The organism is Streptomyces sp. NPDC004658 (genome assembly GCF_040609555.1).
In the GTDB taxonomy this organism is placed as follows: domain Bacteria; phylum Actinomycetota; class Actinomycetes; order Streptomycetales; family Streptomycetaceae; genus Streptomyces.
This window is the reverse complement of the sequence record NZ_JBEXKG010000151.1, coordinates 1-18,196: the sequence shown is the minus strand read 5'-3', so window position 1 is coordinate 18,196 and position 18,196 is coordinate 1. Positions and strand designations below refer to the sequence as shown.

General features: G+C 72.3%; 19 protein-coding genes. 10 read left to right on the top strand and 9 right to left on the bottom strand.

The window, feature by feature from the left end; all coding sequences use genetic code 11:
* The 5 genes from ABZV94_RS33440 to ABZV94_RS33420 form a co-directional block, all read left to right on the top strand.
* Positions 1 to 1,670, top strand: a 1,670-nt coding sequence (locus tag ABZV94_RS33440) for a trypsin-like serine protease (RefSeq protein ID WP_356347168.1), incomplete at its 5' end; no start/stop codon positions are given.
* Between the two features lie 31 nt (positions 1,671 to 1,701).
* The gene (locus ABZV94_RS33435) at positions 1,702 to 2,262 is read left to right on the top strand and encodes a DUF4232 domain-containing protein (RefSeq protein ID WP_356347166.1); all 561 of its coding nucleotides are present in this window, start codon (positions 1,702 to 1,704) and stop codon (positions 2,260 to 2,262) included.
* A gap of 82 nt (positions 2,263 to 2,344) precedes the next feature.
* Complete coding sequence (locus tag ABZV94_RS33430) at positions 2,345 to 2,947, top strand: histidine phosphatase family protein (RefSeq protein WP_356347163.1); 603 nt, start codon at positions 2,345 to 2,347, stop codon at positions 2,945 to 2,947.
* 238 nt (positions 2,948 to 3,185) lie between these two features.
* Positions 3,186 to 3,806 carry a hypothetical protein gene (locus ABZV94_RS33425; protein WP_356347160.1) on the top strand — a complete coding sequence of 207 codons (621 nt, stop codon included), beginning with the start codon at positions 3,186 to 3,188 and terminating at the stop codon, positions 3,804 to 3,806.
* Between the two features lie 52 nt (positions 3,807 to 3,858).
* Entirely contained in the window at positions 3,859 to 4,281 is a 423-nt protein-coding gene (locus ABZV94_RS33420; RefSeq protein WP_356347158.1) for an acyl-CoA thioesterase, read from the top strand.
* A gap of 13 nt (positions 4,282 to 4,294) precedes the next feature.
* On the opposite strand, the gene ABZV94_RS33415 is transcribed toward ABZV94_RS33420, so the two are convergent.
* Positions 4,295 to 4,696, bottom strand: coding sequence for a helix-turn-helix domain-containing protein (locus ABZV94_RS33415; RefSeq protein WP_356347156.1), 402 nt, complete (start codon positions 4,694 to 4,696; stop codon positions 4,295 to 4,297).
* 118 nt (positions 4,697 to 4,814) lie between these two features.
* On the opposite strand from ABZV94_RS33415, the gene ABZV94_RS33410 reads away from it, so the two are divergent.
* Complete coding sequence (locus ABZV94_RS33410; RefSeq protein WP_356347154.1) at positions 4,815 to 6,254, top strand: MFS transporter; 1,440 nt, start codon at positions 4,815 to 4,817, stop codon at positions 6,252 to 6,254.
* Between the two features lie 163 nt (positions 6,255 to 6,417).
* Here ABZV94_RS33410 and ABZV94_RS33405 read toward each other — a convergent pair whose 3' ends face one another.
* The 8 genes from ABZV94_RS33405 to ABZV94_RS33370 form a co-directional block, all read right to left on the bottom strand.
* Positions 6,418 to 7,785, bottom strand: coding sequence for a nucleobase:cation symporter-2 family protein (locus ABZV94_RS33405; RefSeq protein ID WP_356347151.1), 1,368 nt, complete (start codon positions 7,783 to 7,785; stop codon positions 6,418 to 6,420).
* A 262-nt stretch (positions 7,786 to 8,047) separates the two neighbouring features.
* Entirely contained in the window at positions 8,048 to 9,433 is a 1,386-nt protein-coding gene (locus ABZV94_RS33400; protein WP_356347149.1) for an 8-oxoguanine deaminase, read from the bottom strand.
* A gap of 69 nt (positions 9,434 to 9,502) precedes the next feature.
* Positions 9,503 to 10,915 carry a nucleobase:cation symporter-2 family protein gene (locus ABZV94_RS33395; protein WP_356347147.1) on the bottom strand — a complete coding sequence of 471 codons (1,413 nt, stop codon included), beginning with the start codon at positions 10,913 to 10,915 and terminating at the stop codon, positions 9,503 to 9,505.
* A gap of 64 nt (positions 10,916 to 10,979) precedes the next feature.
* A complete protein-coding gene (gene pucL / locus ABZV94_RS33390) occupies positions 10,980 to 11,903 on the bottom strand; it encodes a factor-independent urate hydroxylase (protein WP_356347144.1) in 924 nt (307 codons plus the stop codon).
* Between the two features lie 7 nt (positions 11,904 to 11,910).
* Complete coding sequence (gene uraH / locus ABZV94_RS33385; protein WP_356347142.1) at positions 11,911 to 12,327, bottom strand: hydroxyisourate hydrolase; 417 nt, start codon at positions 12,325 to 12,327, stop codon at positions 11,911 to 11,913.
* Between the two features lie 4 nt (positions 12,328 to 12,331).
* Positions 12,332 to 12,844, bottom strand: coding sequence for a 2-oxo-4-hydroxy-4-carboxy-5-ureidoimidazoline decarboxylase (gene uraD / locus ABZV94_RS33380; RefSeq protein ID WP_356347139.1), 513 nt, complete (start codon positions 12,842 to 12,844; stop codon positions 12,332 to 12,334).
* Positions 12,845 to 12,995: 151 nt separating this feature from the next.
* The gene (locus ABZV94_RS33375; RefSeq protein WP_356347171.1) at positions 12,996 to 13,307 is read right to left on the bottom strand and encodes a helix-turn-helix domain-containing protein; all 312 of its coding nucleotides are present in this window, start codon (positions 13,305 to 13,307) and stop codon (positions 12,996 to 12,998) included.
* A gap of 47 nt (positions 13,308 to 13,354) precedes the next feature.
* Positions 13,355 to 13,630 (bottom strand): hypothetical protein, encoded by a 276-nt coding sequence (locus tag ABZV94_RS33370; RefSeq protein ID WP_356347137.1) that lies wholly within the window; start codon positions 13,628 to 13,630, stop codon positions 13,355 to 13,357.
* Positions 13,631 to 13,780: 150 nt separating this feature from the next.
* Here ABZV94_RS33370 and ABZV94_RS33365 point away from each other — a divergent pair, with 150 nt between their 5' ends.
* The 4 genes from ABZV94_RS33365 to ABZV94_RS33350 all read left to right on the top strand — a co-directional run bounded on the left by ABZV94_RS33365 (position 13,781) and on the right by ABZV94_RS33350 (position 17,852).
* On the top strand, positions 13,781 to 14,638 hold the full coding sequence (locus ABZV94_RS33365) for a TIM barrel protein (RefSeq protein ID WP_356347134.1): 858 nt from the start codon (positions 13,781 to 13,783) through the stop codon (positions 14,636 to 14,638).
* 28 nt (positions 14,639 to 14,666) lie between these two features.
* Positions 14,667 to 15,554, top strand: a complete 888-nt coding sequence (locus ABZV94_RS33360) for a 2-hydroxy-3-oxopropionate reductase (RefSeq protein WP_356347132.1) — start codon at positions 14,667 to 14,669, stop codon at positions 15,552 to 15,554.
* A gap of 193 nt (positions 15,555 to 15,747) precedes the next feature.
* Positions 15,748 to 17,211, top strand: a complete 1,464-nt coding sequence (locus ABZV94_RS33355; RefSeq protein WP_356347129.1) for a catalase — start codon at positions 15,748 to 15,750, stop codon at positions 17,209 to 17,211.
* Positions 17,212 to 17,618: 407 nt separating this feature from the next.
* Positions 17,619 to 17,852 carry a hypothetical protein gene (locus ABZV94_RS33350; RefSeq protein ID WP_356347127.1) on the top strand — a complete coding sequence of 78 codons (234 nt, stop codon included), beginning with the start codon at positions 17,619 to 17,621 and terminating at the stop codon, positions 17,850 to 17,852.
* Positions 17,853 to 18,196 lie beyond the last annotated feature (344 nt).

Here is an 18,196-nt window from a genome sequence, read left to right as displayed (position 1 = left end):
CTAGCGCTACCAGTGTGCCGTCACCACCAAGTGCCATGTCCAGAGCCTGCGCGAGGCGGACGGTCGGGGAGCGGCGGCCGCTGAGCAGGTCGGCGGCCCGGCCGAAGGGCACCCTGTTCAAGGGAACCCGCCTGGTGGGCACGTTCTTCGGCTCCGACGGACCGAGCGGCACCACCTGGCACTGCACCGGCAGCGTGATCGACACCAAGGCGCGCGACATCGTCCTCACCGCGGCGCACTGCGCCCTGAACATGAACGGCGACTACATCTTCGTCCCGAAGTTCGTGAAGGGCGCCGCCCCCGACCGGCAGCCGTACGGCATCTTCCACATCCAGCGGATCTTCATCGACCCCCGGTACGTGCCCGACCGCGGCTCGGCCACCACCAAGAAGGCCGCGTCCGACCTGGACACCGCGTTCGCCCGGGTCTCGGCCAACCAGCGGGGCACGTCCCTCCAGGACGCCGTGGGCGGCGGACTGACCTTCACCCGGCCCACCGGCTACACCCACCGCGGCGTCACCGTCGTCGGCTACCCCTCCCACCGGCACAACAGCGCCGGACGCGCCGTCAAGTGCACGGTCCCGACCAAGCAACTGCGCGGCTACCGGCAGCTGTCGATGACCTGCGGCGGCTACTACGGCGGGGTCTCCGGCAGCCCGTGGATCACCGACTACAAGGACGGCGCCCGCACCGGGCACGTCATCGGCGACCTCGGCGGCTACAACGGCGGCGGCAACGACGCGAACGCCGACTACATCAGCTACGCCACCGCGTTCGGCGCCGACGCCGCGAACCTCCTCGCCGACGCCGTCGCCGACCGGGACCCGCCCGCCGACCTGCCGCCGTACCGGGGCGTCAAGGGCACCCTGCCGGGCGGCGCCGCGCGCTGGCGCAAGGCCGCGCTCATGGCGTCCGGCGACTACACCGGCGACCGGCACGACGATCTCCTCGTGGTCTGGTCCGACGGCGGGATCACCCTGCACCCGGGCGACGGCAGGGGCGGCTTCCTGGCCGAGAAGCGGCTGCGGCAGGCCAACGGCACCTGGACCCACGCCCGGGCCCTCACCGGCGGCACCTTCACGGCCGGCGCCCGGTCCGGCCTGCTGGTGCGCTGGTCCGACGGCGAGGTCACCCTCTACCCGCGGCCCGGCCCCTCCGGCCTGGGCCGGGAGATCCGGATGGCACCGCCCCGCTCCGCGTGGAAGAACGCCGTCCAGCTCACCTCCGGAGCGTTCCGGGCGGACGGGGGCACGGCGCTGCTGGTCCGCTGGGCCGACGGCGCGCTCACGCTGTACCCGGACGCCGGGGCCGGTGGCCTCGGCAGCGGCACACGGCTCGTCACGGCGAACGGCACCTGGACCAAGGCCGCCCTGCTGGCCGGCGGCGACTTCGACGGCACGGCCCCCGGGGACCTGCTGGTGCGCTGGGCGGACGGCGCGCTCGACACGTACACCGGCACCTCGGCGGCGGGGTCCGGCACCAGGACGCGGGTGCGCGGCCCGAACGGCCTGTGGCGGCACGCGCAGGTGCTGACGGTCGGCGGCTTCCGCCACGGCGGCTCCCTGAACGACCTGATCGTGCGCTGGTCCGACGGGGAGACGACGCTGTACGCCGACACCGGCACGAAGGCGGTCGGCACCGAACACACGCTGGTCCATCCCGGCACCTGACCGCGCCGACGCACACCGTCAAGGGGGAATCATGCGCGTGACCACTCGCCTCGCCGGCGGCCTCACCGTACTGGCGGCCAGCCTGGCGCTGACGGCCTGCGGCACCGGCACCAAGGCCGCACCGGACGCCACCGCGCCGCCCTGCCGGACCGCCTCACTGACGTGGACGCTGTCCCTGCTCGACGGCGGGGACACGGAGAAGGGCGGCGGGCACGGGGACGGCGGCCGGCCCGACGCGCGGCTCACCGCCGTCAACAAGGGCCCCGGCTCCTGCGTGTTCGCGGGCTACCCGGCCCTGGAGATCCACAACGGCAAGGCGGAGAGCATCGAGGGCACAGGGCAGGGCCGCCCGGCCTCGCTCGCCCTGCCCGGCAAGGCCTCCGTGACCGTGGACCTGCGCTACACGCGCCGTGGGACGAAGAGCGCGGGCACCTGGTGCGTACGGCAGACCGAGGCCTCGGTCCGGGCACCGCACGACACCCGGGGCGCGGTCGTCCCCGTCACGGACGCGCACGGGAAGGCGGCCACGATCGACGCCTGCGGGGAGACCCTCGCCATGGCGGTGCCGCGCCGCACCCCGGCCGGACTCTGAGGCAGGGCCGTCGCCCCGGCCGACCGGCCGTCTGGCGCAGTCCGTCCTGCGGGCGGCGGGCGCCCTGTGCCACCGTGCCGTCATGGGTGACCTCCTTCTCGTGCGGCACGGTGAGACCGAGTGGTCGCGCTCCGGGCGGCACACGGGCCGGACCGACGTACCCCTCACCGAGCACGGGCGGGAGGAGGCGCGCCGGCTGGTGCCGCTGATCCGCTCGCACCGGATCGGCGCGGCGTTCGTCAGCCCCTCGCAACGGGCCCGGGAGACGGCCCGGCTGATCGGGGTCCGGGACGCGCGGGTCGACGCCGACCTCTGCGAGTGGGACTACGGCGGCTACGAGGGCGTGACCACCGTGGACATCCAGCGCAGCCGGCCCGGCTGGTTCCTGTTCACGGACGGCGTCGCCCCCGGGCCGCCGGACCACCCGGGCGAGACCCCGGAGCAGGTCGGGGAGCGCGCCGACCGGATGCTGGCCAAGGTCGACGCGGCGCTCGCCGCCACCGACGGGGCCGTCGTGCTGATCGCCCACGGGCACTTCCTCCGCGTCCTCACCGCCCGCCGTCTGGGCCTGCCGCCCCGGCACGGGGCCCTGTTCCAGCTCGCGACGGGGACGCTGTGCCGCCTCGGCACGGAGCACGGCCGGCCGGTGATCGCGGGGTGGAACATCAGGCCACGGGAAGTGTGAGGGGCCGGGCGGTAGGGGGCCCGGGGTGGACGAGGGGCCGCACGAGGCGGGGAGCGGTGAGCGGGTAGCGGGAAGCCGGAAGCAGGGAACAGGGGCGTTGTCAGAGCCGGGTCGTACTCTGCACATGAGTCACCCGGCCGGTGGCCCGAGCCCCGCCGACCGCCTCGCCGACCGCCTCGGGGTGTCGCCCGGCCGGCGGCCTGAAGGGTGTCCGACGACCGCACCGAGAGGAGCCCCCGTGACCCGACCGCCCACCCCCGCGCAGCGGCGGGTGATCGAGGACGCCGATCCGGTCACCGGCCGGCTGCGCGGTACCGAGGCCCAGCTCGCGGCGCTGGTGAAGCGGGGGCTCGCCTTCCGGCACCCCCGGCCGCCGCACGACCACTTCCTCACCCCGGCGGGCCACCGGATACGGGAAGCGGTGCCCGAGCCACCGGCGGAGCCGGCGCGGGACACGGGCGTGTTCACGGCCCGCGTCGGCGGCGAGGAGGAGCCGCTCACGTTCGGCCCGGCCCGGCAGCGCGAGGTGCACAGCGCCTGGCAGGGGCTGCTGGAGCTGCGCCGGATGACGAATCCCGACGGGGCGGCGGACCGGCCCTGCGGGTGGGAGCGGACGCATCTGGTGCGGGCCGCGGCGCTCGCGCTGGAGGCGGCCGGGCACCGGCCGGCGGGCGGGGACGCGGACGGCTACCGGGTCCGGGCGACCCCGCAGCCGGAGGCGGTGGCGGTGTACGCGCCGGACGCGCGGACGCTGGCGGCCTGCGCGGCCACCCTGGAGCGGGCCGGCTGGCAGGCGGGCGAGTACACCGAACCCCGGACGAGAGCGCGCTATCTGCTGGCCTCGCCGCGCCGGGTGTGACCGGCGTGTCAGGATCGGTCGACCGGAGAATCGAACAGCAGAAGGGCAAGCCGTGTCCGAACCGTTTTCCGTCCGTGTGACCGTCCGCGGCTACGAGACCGATGTGCAGGGACACCTCAACCAGGCGGTGTACCTCAACTACGCGGAGCACGCCCGCTGGTCGCTGCTCCAGGCGGCCGGGATCAGCCAGGCCCGGCTGGTGGGCCGGGGCGTGGGTCCGGTGGCGCTGGAGACGACCATCCGCTACCGCCGTGAGCTGCTCGCCGGCGACGAGGTCGACGTGACCTGCGCGTTCGAGTGGAGCGAGGGAAAGACCTTCCGGATCCGGCAGGAGATCGTGAAGACCGACGGCACCCTGGCGGCCGAGGTCGTCGCGGTGGGCGGTCTGCTGGACCTCGCCGCGCGCAAGCTGCTGGCCGACCCCCGGGAGGTGTTCAAGGAACTGGCCGCGGACCCCGCGCTGTTCGGCCTGTAGGGCCGCCGGGGGCCTACACGTCGAGCGACTCCGGCCGGTGCTCGGCGTCGTAGGCCGCCCGCGCCTCGGCGACGTACACCCGGTTGCGCTCGGCCCAGTCGGTCAGCCGTTGCAGGGTGTCGTTCAACTCGTGGGCGACGGGCGTGAGTTCGTACTCCACCTTCGGCGGCACCGTCGGATGGACCGTGCGCGTCACCAGGCCGTCCCGTTCCAGGTTGCGCAGGGTGAGGGTCAGCATGCGGCGGCTGATGCCCTCGATGCCGCGCTCCAACTCCGTGAACCGGATGGGCCCGCGCGCGGCGGCGACGAGGATCTGCACGCTCCATTTGCCGGCCACCCTGTCAAGAACTTCGCGGACGGGGCACGCGTGCGCGTTCACTGCCTGGACGGTAACACCGGTGTTCCTCTGGGACATCCGACTGCCTCCTTACGCCGTCCTTCATGGTCACCCACCATGTTCCCCGTTACAAGTCGTGCACCAAGGTGCGCGGGAAGAACCGAGACGCGCGGGAAGAACGGGGAGGCGGCACAGGATGTCGGCCACGATCGAGAACAGTCCGTCACCGGCGGCGGTGGCTCCGGGAGCACGGTACTCCCGCTGGACGTCCCTCGCCGTGCTGTGCGCGGGCACACTGATGACGGTGCTGGACGGCAACATCGTCACGGTGGCGATGCCCGCCGTCCAGAGCGACCTCGGCTTCAGCGGGCCCGGGCTGGCCTGGGTCGTCAACGCCTATCTGATCTCCTTCGGCGGACTGCTCCTGCTGGCGGGACGGCTCGGTGACCTGGTGGGCCGCAAGCGGATGTTCACGGCGGGGCTGGCGGTGTTCACGCTGGCGTCGGTGCTGTGCGGGACGGCGACCGGGCAGGGCACGCTGGTCGCGGCACGGGCGGTGCAGGGGGCGGGCGGTGCGATGGCCTCGGCGGTGGTCCTCGGGATGCTGGTCGCCCTGTTCCCCGAACCGCGCGAACAGGCCCGCGCGATCGCGGTGTTCAGCGCGGTCGGCGCGGCCGGCGGTGCGCTCGGCACCTTCCTCGGCGGGGCCCTGACCGACACGCTCGGCTGGCACTGGATCTTCCTGATCAACCTGCCGGTCGGGGTGGCCGCGTGGCTGGCCGCGGTGCGGGTGCTCGCGCCCGAGCCCGGCGCGGGGCTCGGGCGGGGCGCCGACTACCCGGGGGCCGCGCTGGTCACCGGCGCGCTGATGCTCACGGTGTACGTGATCGTCGGCGCCGGTGACCGCTCCCGCGCGGTCACCCTGCTGCTGGCGGCGCTCGCGCTCGCCCTGTTCGCGGCGTTCGCCGTGCGCCAGGCCCGGGCGGCACGGCCGCTGCTGCGGCTGCGCCTGTTCCGCTCCCGGATGCTGACCGGCGCCAACGCGGTGCAGGTGCTGATGATCGCCACGATGTACGGCTTCCAGTTCATCGGCGCGCTGTACCTGCAACGCGTGCTGGGCTACGGCGCCCTCGCGACCGGGACCGCGTTCCTGCCGGCCCCGATCACGATCGGCCTGCTGATGCTGGGGCTTTCGGCGCGGACCGTGGCCCGGTTCGGCGGGTACCGGGTGCTGCTGGCCGGCCTGGCACTGATCACGGCGGGCATGGCGCTGCTCGGCCGCGCCCCCGCCGACGGCTCCTACGCCACCGACGTCCTGCCGGCGATGCTGCTGCTGTCCGCCGGTTTCGCGGCGGCCATGCCGGCGCTGACCGGGCTGGCGATGGCGGGCGCCCGGGCGGAGGACGCGGGGCTCGCGTCCGGGCTGTTCAACACCACGCAGGTGGTGGGCGGTTCGCTGGGCCTGGCCGTCCTGTCGACGCTGGCCGCGAGCCGCACCGAGGGGCTGCTGACCGGCGGCACACCGCTGCTGCCCGCCACCGCCGAGGGCTACCGGCTGGCGTTCACCGTGGCGACGGGCATCGCGGCGACAGCGCTGGCCCTGGCGGCACTGGTCCTGCGCGAGCGCCGCGCCTGACTCCGGGGTGAGGACGGGACCGGTCGCGCCGACCGCGGCCGACCGGCCGGCGGTTCGTGCGGCAGGTGCTCGAACAGACGCGGTCGGCAGCCACCCTCATGACGTGGCCGGGGGCACGGTGTCGCCACCGTGCCCCCGGCCTCCTCGGTCCTGCCCGCCGGGCTCAGCGCGCGGCGGCGATCTCCTGCCCCGCCTCCATGGGGTGGGTGACGTCGTGGGCCTCGCGGCCCTTGCCGAGGTGGTTGAAGAGGAGGTTGAGCACCACGGCCGTGAGGCAGCCCGTGGAGATGCCCGAGTCCAGGACGATCTTCGCGGTCTCGGGGAACGCGTGGTAGAACTCCGGCGCCGTGATCGGGATGATGCCGACCGCCAGGGACACGGCCACGATCAGGACGTTGTTGTCCCGGTCCAGGCCGGCCCGGACCAGGGTCTGGATGCCGCTCGCGGCGACCGAGCCGAACAGGACGACGCCGGCGCCGCCGAGGACCGGCCGGGGCACGACCGCGATGAGCGAGGCGGCCATCGGGCACAGGCCCATCAGGACCAGGAAACCGCCGCCGGTCGCGACGACGTACCGGCTGCGGATCCTCGTCATCGCGACCAGGCCGATGTTCTGCGCGAAGGCGCTGCACATGAAGCCGTTGAACAGCGGGCTGATCGCGGAGCCGAGGGTGTCGGCGCGCAGGCCGGCCGCGATGGTCCGCTCGTCCGCGGGACGCTCCACGATCTCGCCGAGCGCCAGCATGTCGGCGGTCGACTCGGTCATCGAGACCACCATCACCACGCACAGCGAGAGGATCGCGGCGAGCTGGAACTGCGGGGCACCGAAGTGGAACGGGGTCGGGAAGCCGACCACATCCGCGTGGGCGACGGGGCTGAAGTCCGTCACGCCGAACGGTATCGCGACGAGCGTGCCCACGATCAGGCCGAGCAGGACGGCGATCTGCTTGACGAAGCCGCGGGTGAAGCGGCGCAGCAGCAGGACGATGAGCAGGGTGATGCCGGCGAGGGTGAGGTAGGTCGTGGAACCGTAGTCGTCCGCCCGGGGGTCGGGGCCCTGCGCCCAGCCGAAGGCGACCGGCAGCAGGGACACGCCGATCAGGGTGATGACGGAACCGGTGACGACCGGTGGGAAGAAGCGGACCGCTTTGCAGAAGACGGGCGCGGCCAGGAAGCCGAGGAGGCCGGCGACGATGACCGCGCCGAAGATGACCGGCAGGGCGTCGGACTTGTCCTCGGTGGAGGCGACGATCGCGGTCATGGGGGCGACACCGGCGAAGGTGACGCCGTTGACGAAGGGCAGCCGGGCGCCGATCTTCCAGAAGCCGAGCGTCTGGAGGAAGGTGGCGAGGCCCGCGGTGAACAGGCAGGCACCGGTGAGGAAGGTCAGGTCGGTCGCGCTCAGGCCGATGGCCGCGCCGACGATCAGGGGTGGGGCGACGACTCCTGCGTACATGGCGGCCACGTGCTGCAGGCCGCTGGTCGCCATTTTCAGGGCGGGGAGCTTCTCGTCTACGGGATGGGCGGCCACGGCGGGTCCTCCGGGCGGGTAACACGTCGTCTTCGACGTGGGTTTCATGGAGGTGGAGCGTGTGGTCGTGCGGGACCGTCGGGGGGTGGCGGCTGAACAGTCGAGCGGTTGAGCGGTTGAGCGGACGGTCGGGGGTGACCGTCTCCGGGGCGCGTGCGTCCGCGCGCGTCCCGGAGACGGCGTGCCGTGGATCCCGCTCGGATCCACGGTCCCGGCCGGGAGCCGTCCCTCCCGGCCGGAGTCTGTACGGGCCTGTGCCGGGTCAGGCCTGCGCGGCGATGTGGGCCAGGCGCTGGGCCTCCGCGCGGGTGGAGACGGCGATGGCGTCCTCGTCGACGGTGAGCAGGCGGCCGTTCTCCACGATCTGCCGGCCGTTCACGAAGGACGCGGTGACCGGGGCCGCGGCGCCGAAGACGAGCGCGGTCACCGGGTCGGCGATGGAGGCGTGGGCGAGCGTGTCCATCTTCCACAGCACCACGTCGGCGAGCTTGCCCGGCTCCAGCGAGCCGATCTGCGCCGCCCGGCCGAGCACCCGCGCGCCGCCGTGGGTGCCGAGCCGCAGCGCCTGGCGGGCGCCCAGCGCGGCCTCGCGGTGGGCGCCGAGCCGGTTGATGAGGAGGGCGTTGCGCAGCTCGGTGTGGAGTTCGCCGGACTCGTTGGAGGCGGTGCCGTCGACGCCGAGGCCGACCGGGACGCCCGCCTTGAGCATGTCGGGGACGCGGGCGATGCCGGCGGCGAGGCGTGCGTTGGAGGAGGGGCAGTGGGCGACGCCGGTCTTGGTGCGGGCGAACGCGGCGATGTCGGCGTCGGTCATGTGGACGCAGTGCGCCATCCACACGTCCTCACCGAGCCAGCCCGTGGACTCGAAGTAGTCGGTCGGGCCCATCCCGAACAGCTCGTGGCAGAACTTCTCCTCCTCCACCGTCTCCGAGCCGTGGGTGTGCAGCCGTACGCCGAGACGGCGGGCCAACTCGGCGCCTTCCCGCATGAGTTCGGTCGAGACGGAGAACGGGGAGCAGGGAGCGACCGCCACCTGGGTCATCGCGTCGAAGGAGGCGTCGTGGTGTTTCTTGACGGTCTCCTCGGTGGCGGCGAGAGCGCCCTGAAGCGTCTCGACGGCGAAGTCGGGCGGCAGTCCGCCGTCCTTCTCGCTGCGGTCCATCGAGCCGCGGGCCAGCGTGAAACGCACGCCCGTCTCGGCGGCGGCCCGGATGATCGAGCCGGACAGGTCGCCGGAGCCGTGCGGGTAGACGTAGTGGTGGTCCATGGCGGTGGTGACGCCGCCCCGGGCCATCATCGCGAGGGATCCCTGCGCGGCGGCGTACGTCATCTGCTCGTCGATGCGCGCCCAGGTGGGGTAGAGCGCGACCAGCCAGTCGAACAGGTTGTGGTCGGTGGCCAGGCCCCGGGTGATCCACTGGTAGAAGTGGTGGTGGGTGTTGACCAGGCCGGGCGTGGCCAGATGACCGCTCGCGTCGATCCGGCGCACCACGTTCTCCAGGCCCTCGGGGGCCTTGCCCGCGCCGACCGACTCGATGCGGTTGCCGGCGAGGACGAGGTGTCCGGAGGCGTACTCCGTGTCGTCCGCGTCCACGGTCGCGACGGCGCAGTTCTCGATGACGGTGCGCTCGGCTGCCGATGGTGCCATCGTGCTTCCTTGTCTTTCGGTGGCGGCCCGCGGACGGGAGGTCGTCCACGGGAAGGGCACGGCAGGACCCTAGGAGGATTTGAGTGCCGGAGCCGGTTGCCCGCTCCGGGTGCCGAGATGGTGGAAGAACAGGTTCAGCAGGACCGCGACCAGCGCGCCGGCGCTGATGCCGGAGCCGAGTACGGTCTGCGCCCAGGCCGGGAAGCCGGCGTAGAAGGCGGGCGCGGCCAGCGGGATGATGCCGGCGCCGAGGGCCACGGCCACCAGGATGATGTTGGAGCTGTCGTCCAGGCCCGCCTCGGACAGCGTACGGATGCCGCTGACGGCGATCGAGCCGAACAGGACGATGCCCGCGCCGCCGAGGACCGGCATGGGGACCAGGGACACGACCGCGCCGAGGACCGGGAAGGCGCCGAGGACCAGCAGGGCGGCACCGGCGACGGCGACGACGTACCGGCTGCGCACCCGGGTGAGGGAGACGACGCCGACGTTCTGCGCGAAGGCCGAGGTGGGGAAGCCGCCGAAGACGGGGCCGAGCAGGGTGGCGAGGCCGTCGGTGCGCAGGCCGCGGGTGATGGTCCGCGCGTCGGCACGGCGGTCGCAGATCTCCCCGAGGGCGAGCATGCCGGCGCTGGACTCGGTCATCAGCACCAGCATCACGATGCACAGGGACAGGATGGCCGCGGGCTGGAACTCGGGGGCGCCGAAGGCGAACGGGGTGGGCAGCGCGGCGACGGGCGCGGACCGAAGGCCGCTGAGGTCGGCCATGCCGAAGGGGATCGCGGCGAGGGTGCCGACGAGCAGCCCGCACAGCAGCGCGATCTGCTGGACGAAACCCTTGCCGAAGCGCTGGATCAGCAGGATGACGGCGAGGGTGAAGCCGGCGAGCGCGAGGTGCCGCATGGCGCCGAAGTCGGCGGCGGTCTTGTCGCCACCCTGCGCCCAGCCGACCGGTACGGGCATCAGCGTGACGCCGATCAGGGTGATGACGACGCCGGTGACCAGGGGCGGGAAGAAGCGGAGCAGCCGGCCGAAGAAGGGGCCGAGGGCCAGGCAGAAGGCGCCGGCGACCATCACCGCGCCGTAGATCGCGGGGAGTTGGTGGCCCCTGCCGTTGGTCTCGGCGATCGCGAGGATCGGGGCGATGCCGGCGGAGGACGCGGCGTTGACGAAGGGCAGCCGGTTGCCGACCAGGCCCTTGACGCCGAGGGTCTGCAGGACGGTCGCGACACCCGCGATAAGCAGGCTCGCGGCGATCAGCCGGGTGCGGGCCGCGATGTCGAGTCCGCAGGCCTGGCCGATGATGAGCGGAGGAGTGACAACGCCCGCGTACATGGCGGCGATGTGCTGGAGCGCGGCGGGGACGAGCCGCGAGAGGTGGAGCTTCTCGTCCACCGGGTGCACGGACGTGACGGCGTCCTCGGTGTGCGCCGGCGGGGTGGAACACGGGGCTGTGGCGGGCCCCTTCGCAGGCTGTGCCATTTCGTTCCCTCCGGTGTGGCGGGCCCCCGGCCCGGGTGGCGGGGCCGGGGGCGCGCGTCCCGCGTCAGAGGTTGGTCATGTCGACCGGGATAAGGGCCTCACAGCCGTCCCGCAGGATGGTGGCCTCGATGAGGCCGTAGGGGCGGTCGGCGGCGAAGTAGACCTCGTTGTCGTTCTTCAGTCCGAACGGCTCCAGGTCCACCAGGAAGTGGTGCTTGTTGGGCAGCGAGAAGCGGACCTCGTCGATCTCGCTGCGGTTGTTGATGATGCGCGCGCCCATCTGGTACAGCGTCTGCTGGAGGGAGAGGGAGTACGTCTCGGCGAAGGCCTGGAGCATGTGCTTCTTCGTCTGCTCGTAGGACTTCTCCCAGTTGGGCGCCTTCTGCTCGTCGTCGGTCCAGTTGAACCGCCAGCGGCCGGAGACCTGGGTGGCCAGGATGCGGTCGTACGCCTCCTGGAGGGTGGTGTACTTGTCCTTGACGTAGCCCCAGAACTCGGAGTTGGTCGAGTTCATCACCACCAGGTCCTTCAGACCGGAGATGACCTCCCACCGCTCGCCGTCGTAGGTGATCTGGGTGAGGCGGGTCTCCTGGCCCTTGCGGACGAAGGAGTGCTTGACCTCGTCGGCGCCGATGAACTTGCTGTTGGCGTCGGAGGTCTCGATCCGCTCCCAGGCGTACTCCTCGATCCGGATGCGGGCGCGGTGGATCGGCTCCTGCGAGGTGACGAAGTGCCGGGCGAGGTGGATGCCGAACTGCTCGGCGGACTCGATGCCGTACTCCTTGGCGAACGCGAACACCGTGTTCTTGGTGGTGTCGGTCGGCAGGACGTGGGCGTTGGAGCCGGAGTAGTGCACCTCGTCCATGTCGCCGCTCAGCGCGACGGAGACGTTGAGGTCCTTGATGTGGTGGGTGGCGCCGTCCCGCGTGATCTTGACGACTCGGTTCTCGGCCTTGCCGTACTGGTTCTGTCCCAGGATCGTGGGCATGTGTCTGCTAGCTCCCTCGGTAAACGGAGTAGCCGAACGGGTTGAGCAGCAGCGGTACGTGGTAGTGCTCGCCCGGTACGACGGCGAACGTGATCGCCACCTCCGGGAAGAACACGGACGACGCACCGCTGTCCCGGTTCGCGGGGGCGTCCTGCTGCGCATCGGCTTGCTTCTTCGCGAAGTACGGCTCCACCTCGAAGTCGAGCCGTACGTGGGTGGTCCCCTCCGGCAGCGCCGGCAGGTCCTTGCACCGGCCGTCGGCGTCGGTCGCGGAGCCGCCGAGCGCCTGCCAGTCCCCTGCCCGCCCGTAAGGGGCGCCCTGGCCGCTGCGGGCGGAGAGGCGGACGGCGACGCCCTCGGCGGGGCGGCCGATCGAGGTGTCCAGGATGTGCGTGGACACGGAGGCGGTGGTGCTGGTGCTCATGGTGTCAGGCGTCCTCTTCGACGAGTCGGGCCAGTCGGATGCGGTTGATCTTGCCCAGCTCGGTGCGGACGATCTCCCGCTCCTGCTCCGGCGCGTTGCCGATCCGCTCCTTGAGCGCGTCCCGCATCTGCTCGCCGGTCCGGCCGGTGGCGCAGATGAGGAAGACATGGCCGAACCTCTCCTGGTAGGCCAGGTTCAGTTCGAGCATCTCCGCCTTGAGCGCGTCGGAGGCACCGGCCATGCCGCGCTGCTCACGGGCGGAGGCCGGGTCGCCCGGCTTGGGGCGCCCGATCGGCGGATGCCCGGCCATCGCCTCCTGGAGGTCCGCGGTGGTCAGCTCGGCCATCGCGGCGTCGCTGGCGGCGTAGAGGTCCTCGGGGGCGGTGTAGGGGCGGGCGGCGAGCAGTCGCCGGGCCCACTCGGTGGAGGCGCACGCCTCGTGGAGGGCGGCGAGGGCCGCGCGCTCCTCCAGATCGTTGAACCGGGCCAGGCCCGGGGGCGTGGAAGTCGACGTCACGGGAGCCTCCGTGGCCACGATGGGCCGTCGTGCTGAACGGGCTGCCGATAGCTAACGCCCTCGGAAACATCACGTCAACACTTTGTTGAAAATTCCGCGTAACAAGGCGGGCCGGGCCCGGGCGGCACGACGGTCCCCGCTTCCGGCCCGGTCAGGAACCCTTCTCCCGGTTGAGGTAGTTGTAGACCGTGAAGCGGCTGACGCCGAGCGCGCCGGCCACGGTCTCCACGCCGTGCCGCACGGCGAACGCGCCGCGCGCCTCCAGGCTGCGGACGAGTTCCTGCTTGGCCTTGCGGTCGAGGTCGGCCAGCGGCCTGCCCTGCCTGCGCTCCATGGCGGCGAGGATGTGGTCGAGGGAGTCGGCGAGCTGGGGCAGGCGTACGGCGACGACGTCCACGCCCTCCCAGGCGAGCACGACGTCCTCGGGGCCGGCCTCGTCGGGCGGGACCATCTCCCCGCCCATGGCGTCGACCAGCGGCTTCACGGCCGCGATGAACGGCTCGTCCCCGGTCACCGGCCGCCCTCCGCGGTCCCGTCGCCGTTCCCGTCGCCGATGACGTTGACCTGGAGCGAGATCCGGGTGGCGCCGGCCTCCAGGGTCTTGCGCAGCAGCGCGTCCACCGCGGTGAGCACGTGGTCGGCGCCGCCCTCGGCCGTGTTGCCGAACGGGCCGACGTCGACGGCGTCCAGCGCGGCCGTCTCGATGACCTCCCGTGCCACCAGGGCGTGCGCGGGCGCCTCGTCCAGGTCGAACGGCTCGGTCGTGAACTCCACTCTCAATCGCACGCGCTCAACCTAACGCCCGGCGCGGCTTTTCGGGGGGCCGGCGGCCGGCCCCCCTTGACAAGCTCCGACACCCGACGGCAATCTTCCATTACGCAGAAACGAACTTCCGTAATACGGAAACCTCGACCCACGGAAGGGAGCGCGGCCCGAATGCCAGGTTTCGAGTGGAGCACCGCCGCAGACCACCGCTTCAACGTCAACCTGTCGATCCTCTTCACCGAACTCCCGCTCCTGGAGCGTCCCGCGGCCGCCGCCGCGGCGGGCTTCTCCGCGGTCGAGCTGTGGTGGCCCTGGACCGACTCGCCCACCCCCGCCCGGTCCGAGCTGGACGCCCTCAGGAAAGCGGTCGAGGACGCGGGAGTCCGGCTCACCGGCCTGAACTTCTACGCCGGACAGCTGCCGGGCCCGGACCGCGGCGCCCTGTCGGTCCCCGGCGAGGAGTCGGAGAGGTTCCGCGCCAACATCGACGTCGCCGCCGACTTCGCGGCCTCCCTCGGCTGCACGGCGCTCAACGCGCTGTACGGCAACCGCGTCGAGGGCGTGGACCCGGCCGAGCAGGACGCGCTCGCCCTGGAGAACCTGGCCCTCGCGGCCCGGGCGGCCGACCGGATCGGCGCGATCCTGCTGGTCGAGGCCCTCAACAAGCCCGAGTCGCCGCTGTATCCGCTGGTGAGCGCGCCCGCCGCCATCGGCGTCGTGGACAAGGTCAACGAGGCGACGGGCCTCGGGAACGCGAAGTTCCTGATGGACCTGTACCACCTGTCCATGAACGGCGAGGACCTGCCGTCGGTCATCGAACGGTACGTGGCGAAGACCGGCCATGTGCAGATCGCCGACAACCCCGGCCGCGGCGCCCCCGGCACCGGCTCGCTCCCACTGGAGGACCTGCTCGCCCGGCTGCGCAAGGCCGGCTACGACGGCTGGGTCGGCCTGGAGTACAAGCCCGGCGACCGCCCGAGCGCCGAGGCCTTCGCCTGGCTGCCCGCCGAGGCCCGCGCGGCCCGCTGATCACCCCGTACTGAGAAAGGCACCCCTGATGAGTCTTCCCAAGATCGCCTGGATCGGCCTCGGCATCATGGGCTCCCCCATGTCCGAGAACCTGATCAAGGCGGGTTACGACGTCACCGGCTACACCCTGGAGCGGGAGAAGCTGGACCGGCTGGCCGCCGCCGGCGGCACGGCCGCCGCCTCGATCGCCGAGGCCGTGCGGGACGCCGACGTGGTGATCACGATGGTGCCCGCCTCCCCGCAGGTCGAGGCCATCGCCTACGGCCCCGACGGCATCCTGGAGAACGCCCGGCGGGGTGCCCTGCTGATCGACATGTCCTCGATCACCCCGCAGACCTCCGTCGACCTCGCGAAGAACGCCACGGAGAAGGGGATCCGCGTCCTGGATGCGCCCGTCTCCGGCGGCGAGGCCGGCGCCGTCGAGGCCGTACTGTCGATCATGGTCGGCGGTGAGCAGGCCGACTTCGACGAGGCCAGGCCGATCTTCGAGGCGCTCGGCAAGACCATCGTGCTGTGCGGTCCGCACGGCTCCGGCCAGACCGTGAAGGCGGCCAACCAGCTGATCGTCGCCGTCAACATCCAGGCGTGCGCCGAGGCCGTGGTCTTCCTGGAGAAGTCGGGCGTGGACCTGAGGGCCGCGCTGGACGTCCTCAATGGCGGCCTCGCCGGCTCCACCGTGCTGACGCGCAAGAAGGACAACTTCCTCCACCGCGACTTCAAGCCGGGCTTCCGCATCGACCTGCACCACAAGGACATGGGCATCGTCACCGACGCCGCCCGCACCGTCGGCGCGGCCCTGCCGGTCGGCGCCGTGGTCGCCCAGCTGGTCGCGTCACTGCGCGCCCAGGGCGACGGCGGCCTGGACCACTCGGCCCTGCTGCGGGCCGTGGAGCGCCTGTCCGGCGCCGAGGTCTGACGGCCCCTTCGGACTTCCGGGCCGCGGCGCCGCCGACACCTGTCCTGTCGCGCCCAGGCGGGGCCGCGGCCCGGAACCACCCTCACCACGGCAACGATTCGGTTCAACAAACTGTTGACGCCCCGATCGCCCCACTTCTAGGCTCCACGAAGCGGAAACAGTTTTCCGCTGACACCCGCACGGAAGGTCCACGATGTCGCAGCGCGTGCTCACCACCGAGTCCGGCGCCCCGGTCGCCGACAACCAGAACTCCGCCTCCGCCGGCGTCGGCGGCCCGCTCCTGATCCAGGACCAGCACCTCCTGGAGAAGCTCGCGCGCTTCAACCGCGAGCGGATCCCGGAGCGTGTGGTGCACGCCCGCGGCTCCGGCGCGTACGGCCACTTCGAGGTGACGGACGACGTCACCGGCTACACCCACGCCGCCTTCCTCGCGGAGATCGGCAAGCGCACCGAGGTGTTCGTGCGCTTCTCCACCGTGGCCGACTCGCTCGGCGGAGCGGACGCCGTCCGCGACCCGCGCGGCTTCGCGGTGAAGTTCTACACCGAGGAGGGCAACTACGACCTCGTCGGCAACAACACCCCGGTGTTCTTCATCAAGGACCCGATCAAGTTCCCCGACTTCATCCACTCGCAGAAGCGGGACCCGTTCACCGGCCGGCAGGAGCCGGACAACGTCTGGGACTTCTGGGCGCACTCCCCCGAGGCCACGCACCAGGTCACCTGGCTGATGGGCGACCGCGGCATCCCGGCGTCGTACCGGCACATGAACGGCTACGGCTCGCACACCTACCAGTGGACGAGCGCCGAGGGCGAGGCCTTCTTCGTCAAGTACCACTTCAAGACCAACCAGGGCATCCGCTGCCTGTCCACCGAGCAGGCCCAGGAGCTGGCCGGCAAGGACCCCGCCTCCCACCAGACCGACCTGCTCCAGGCGATCGAGCGGGGCGTGCACCCGTCCTGGACGCTGTACGTGCAGATCATGCCGGCGGCCGAGGCGGCGGAGTACCGCTTCAACCCGTTCGACCTGACCAAGGTGTGGCCGCACCGGGACCACCCGCTCCAGCGGGTGGGCCGCCTGGTCCTCGACCGCAACCCGGACAACGTGTTCGCCGAGGTCGAGCAGGCCGCGTTCAGCCCGAACAACTTCGTGCCCGGCATCGGCCCGTCCCCGGACAAGATGCTCCAGGGCCGCCTGTTCGCCTACGCCGACGCCCACCGCTACCGTCTCGGCGTCAACCACACCCTGCTCCCCGTGAACAGCCCGAAGGCGGTCCCCGGCGGCGCGCGCAACTACGGCCGGGACGGCTTCATGGCGCTCAACGCCCAGGGCCGCCACGCCAAGAACTACGAGCCGAACTCCTACGACGGCCCGGTCGAGACCGGCCGCCCGCTCTCGGCCCCCCTGCCGGTCTCGGGCCACACGGGCACCCACGAGGCGCCCCTCCACACCAAGGACGACGACTTCTTCCAGGCGGGCGAGCTGTACCGCCTGATGTCGCCGGAGGAGAAGTCCCGCCTGGTCGCGAACATCGCCGGCGGCCTCTCGCAGGTCTCCCGCGACGACGTGATCGAGAAGAACCTGGCCCACTTCCACGCCGCCGACCCCGAGTACGGCAAGCGCGTGGAGCAGGCGGTCCGCGCCCTGCGCGAGGACTGAGCACCGCGAACCCGCGAGCGGCGTGCGGAATCTGACGGGAGGTCATGATTGCGCACGCGGCCCGCGCGGCACGCCGGGCGGCCCGGATGAGGGGTGGCCGCCGGGCGGAGCGCGCGGGCAGGGCGAGGACCGCGGTGGCCTGCGAGCCAGTGCGGTGGTGAAGGACCCGTGTCCCCTTCTCGACCAGAGGGAAGGGCACCCGGCTCCGTCGCATCCACCGCGGTCCCACCCAGCCCCTCCCGAGGGGCCCGCCCACCCCGTCCGGCGGCGCGAACGATCCGTCGCGCCCGGCCTCGCGCCGTCGGACGGCCAGCGGACAGCGCCCGGAGCGCCCCCTGCCCAGGGGGCGCTCCGGCGTGTTTCCGGCTCGGGGTGCGCCGGCACCGCTTCCGCAGCAGGCTGAAGGCATGGCCAATCCGACCCACTACCCGCACATCGTGGTCCACCCCCCGGCCCTGGACGGTTCCCGGCGGGTGACCGAGGGGGACGTGACGCTGGGGATCGCCTCGCATCTCGACGACGTCGTGGAGATCCTGCGGCTGGCCGATCTGGACCGGATCGAGGTGGAGCAGAGCGACCTGATCGAATGGCAGGGCGGCGGCCCGGACGACTGGCCGGGGCTGTCGGAGCACCAGCTGTGACGGCCGCGCGTACGGCAGCGGTCGTAGGCCGGGCGCGCAACCCTCAAATCAACCTCTGAAGACCGCGGCGGAGGCTTCAACCACCCCGGCGCCAGGGCACATTAAGGCACACGGGGCCCGTCGGCACGGGGGCGACGGGCCCCGTACGGGGGGGGTGTCTCATGAGCCGTACGCCGTCGGATCCGCCGGACCCGTGCGCGGTCGCGCTGCTGCGCGGCGGCGATCGCGCCGCCCTCACCGTCGCCGTGCTCGGGATGCGATAGCCGGGAACGAACGGGAAGGGCGGCTGGTCGTAGTAGCGGCCGCGGCGCATCTGCTGCTCGGCGAACGAGACCCCGGTCGCC